We start from the raw sequence: 2365 nt of genomic DNA, 5'->3' as shown, positions 1-2365 counted from the left end.
GCGGCAATCAATACCGCAGCGCGTTTATCTTTTGGCGTCTTAGAAGGCAATGCCAATGATTCGGCGAGCAAAGGGGGCAATTTTTCTGCCTGAGCAGGGCTGAAGAGCGTTCTATCAGAAATCAAGTCTGCCGCTTGGCGAACCGAATACTCAATCGCATCCGCAACATTACTTTGTGGAAGATCATTTTGAAATAAAACGCTGGCAAATTCCTGCACAGAGCCTTCACGCCATGTGGGTGCCTTGCCTAAGCGGGTCACAGGGGCAAACCATAAATGCTGCGTATTTGCCATGCCAGTTTCCAGTTGTGACAGGGAGGCAAGCCCCTTGAGATCATTGGGATAACACACCGCAAATGCCATCGCATTTGGCCGACTCTCCAAACGCTGGCGAACTTGTTTGGTGGCTTCTTTCTTCTTTCCCGCAGACGTTCCAATTTTGGCTTCAATAACCACCTCTGTATTGCGGGCATTCTCATGACGCACCGTAATATCAATCGCCTCTGGACCTTCGCGCTGTTCAGGGGCAGCCTCGATACTGTCATATTTGGACAGCATTGAAGCTACTACAGTGTTTAGTACTTCTTCTCGCGTATTTGCCATTTCTTTCTCGGAGAAAAAAATTAGATAGGGGCATTTATGATATATTGCTAATCTATTCCCAGTTGTTTTTTGATCAATTTACATAAACTTTCTCTAATTTCTCGATGTCTTGGTATTGGTGCTTGCATATTGTTCTGGGGATTAGCATAAATGTCATGCCTTCCACCATGCCTTTTCAAGTAACATCCTTCATCAGTCAATTCTTTTATAAGGTCTCTTCGCTTCAAGGTATTTCCATTTTCAGTTCTACTGAGCCGGACTTTTCTACAGGAGTCTGCGTTGTTTCTGCCATCATCAGATCATAAGCGTCTTTGATGTTTATTTTTAATTCTTCCAGGTTTGCACCCTGGCTGAATACACCAGGAATCTCACGTAGTTTCCCAACATACCAACCATCGTCTATCCAAAAATCCAATGTGAAACTTCTAATCATAACCGCCTCCTTTTTTAGCTCGAGCGATTACACCCAATGCATGGGCTATAAAAGCGGGGGCCTCTCCTGCTACCACGTCTTACCCTTCTCCGCTTCCCAAGTCACGCCAATCGGTTCAATAATGTCGCCGAGAATGCGAATTTTGTCCCGATCCTTGCCAAAATTTTTCTCGCGATAGGGAACGAGACGCGACACAGGCCGGCCATTCTTGGTAATGACAATTTCGGTGCCACTGTCGGCAACCTCGTCCATTAGCTTGAGGCATTTGGCCTTGAACTCCGATGCCTTGATCGTCTGGATATCAGTCGAATTATTGTCGTGCGTATCCATAAATGGTCCCCCTGTTGCATCGTGGCAAAAGGTCTATCCCATCCCGGCTTTCTACAGTTACCATATAAACTGCAAAGTAGCCGAGTTTTAGATTCTGTCAAGGTATTTGATATAATATAGTCAAAAAACATAGCGCATGCCGATTTGCACTTCGCGTGGGTCGCCGAGGCCCGATTGGACAGTGCCGTCAAAGTTGAAGAGCAGGCCCGCGGTGGAGGGGTCTCGGAAGTTGTCTGTGTTGAGCAGGTTGAAGATTTCGACAATGGCTTCCAGATGGTCGTTGCCCAATGGGATGGGACGGGACAGGCGTGTGTCCCATGAGAAGAACGCGTTGTCTTTACGCAGGGTGTTGCGTTGAATAATGCTTCCGTCGGCACATATACGGTCAGAGATAGCACCCCAGGGATTGGTCGTGGGCTGGCCCGTGCAGGATGCGGAGGTGGGTTGTGCTGAGTAATAGCTTATGCGATTGTTGAGGAATATATCGCCGGGCAATCTGGTCAGGGTCCACAGATTGAAGCGGTGGCGCTGGTCGCGGTCTGAATAGCCCCATTCGCGATCCAATTGCGTTGCATCGACGTAGCGGAAGGTGAAGGGGTCGCGCTCGTTGTCGTCATCGGATTTGTCCCAGGACAGGGTATAGTTCATCTGGAATTGGAAGTCGTCTCGCACCATCTGGCGCAGCCCAAAGCTGAGGCCGTGGTAGCGCGATTTGGCTGTGCTCTCGACCACGGTTAAATCGCCGATGCCGTTGCTGCCATCGGGACCCAAACCCGTTGACCAGGGAGACCCGAAGACCGCGTCGTTGCGGTTGATAAAGCGCGTCAGATTGTCGGTGCGGGAGTATGTATAGCCGAAGGTACCGACGACCCCCTTTGCATGCAATTCGCGTTCGAGACCCACATGTGTGCTGATGGTACGGGGGTTTTTAAAATTTTTGTTGAAGACAAAGATATTGGGGCGGAAGGGATCGCCTGTGGGGGAAGGCAATAACTCGCCA

Annotated in this window: 5 protein-coding genes; all 5 read right to left on the bottom strand. The window is 49.3% G+C overall.

Features of this window, described 5'->3' with window-relative positions:
- On the bottom strand, positions 1–602 hold a 602-nt coding region (locus tag OXG87_04790; protein ID MCY3868851.1), incomplete at its 3' end, for a hypothetical protein.
- A 47-nt stretch (positions 603–649) separates the two neighbouring features.
- On the bottom strand, positions 650–829 hold the full coding sequence (locus tag OXG87_04785; protein MCY3868850.1) for a type II toxin-antitoxin system HicA family toxin: 180 nt from the start codon (positions 827–829) through the stop codon (positions 650–652).
- Positions 826–1035, bottom strand: a complete 210-nt coding sequence (locus OXG87_04780) for a type II toxin-antitoxin system HicB family antitoxin (protein MCY3868849.1) — start codon at positions 1033–1035, stop codon at positions 826–828. The genes OXG87_04785 and OXG87_04780 overlap by 4 nt, the downstream gene beginning before the upstream one ends.
- Before the next feature lie 69 nt (positions 1036–1104).
- Positions 1105–1365, bottom strand: a complete 261-nt coding sequence (locus OXG87_04775; GenBank protein ID MCY3868848.1) for a type II toxin-antitoxin system Phd/YefM family antitoxin — start codon at positions 1363–1365, stop codon at positions 1105–1107.
- A 120-nt stretch (positions 1366–1485) separates the two neighbouring features.
- Positions 1486–2365, bottom strand: an 880-nt coding sequence (locus OXG87_04770; protein ID MCY3868847.1) for a hypothetical protein, incomplete at its 5' end; no start/stop codon positions are given.

This window comes from Gemmatimonadota bacterium (assembly GCA_026706845.1).
In the GTDB taxonomy this organism is placed as follows: Bacteria; Latescibacterota; UBA2968; order UBA2968; family UBA2968; genus VXRD01.
Note: the sequence above shows the minus strand (reverse complement) of the source record. Positions and strands in the feature narration are given on the sequence as shown.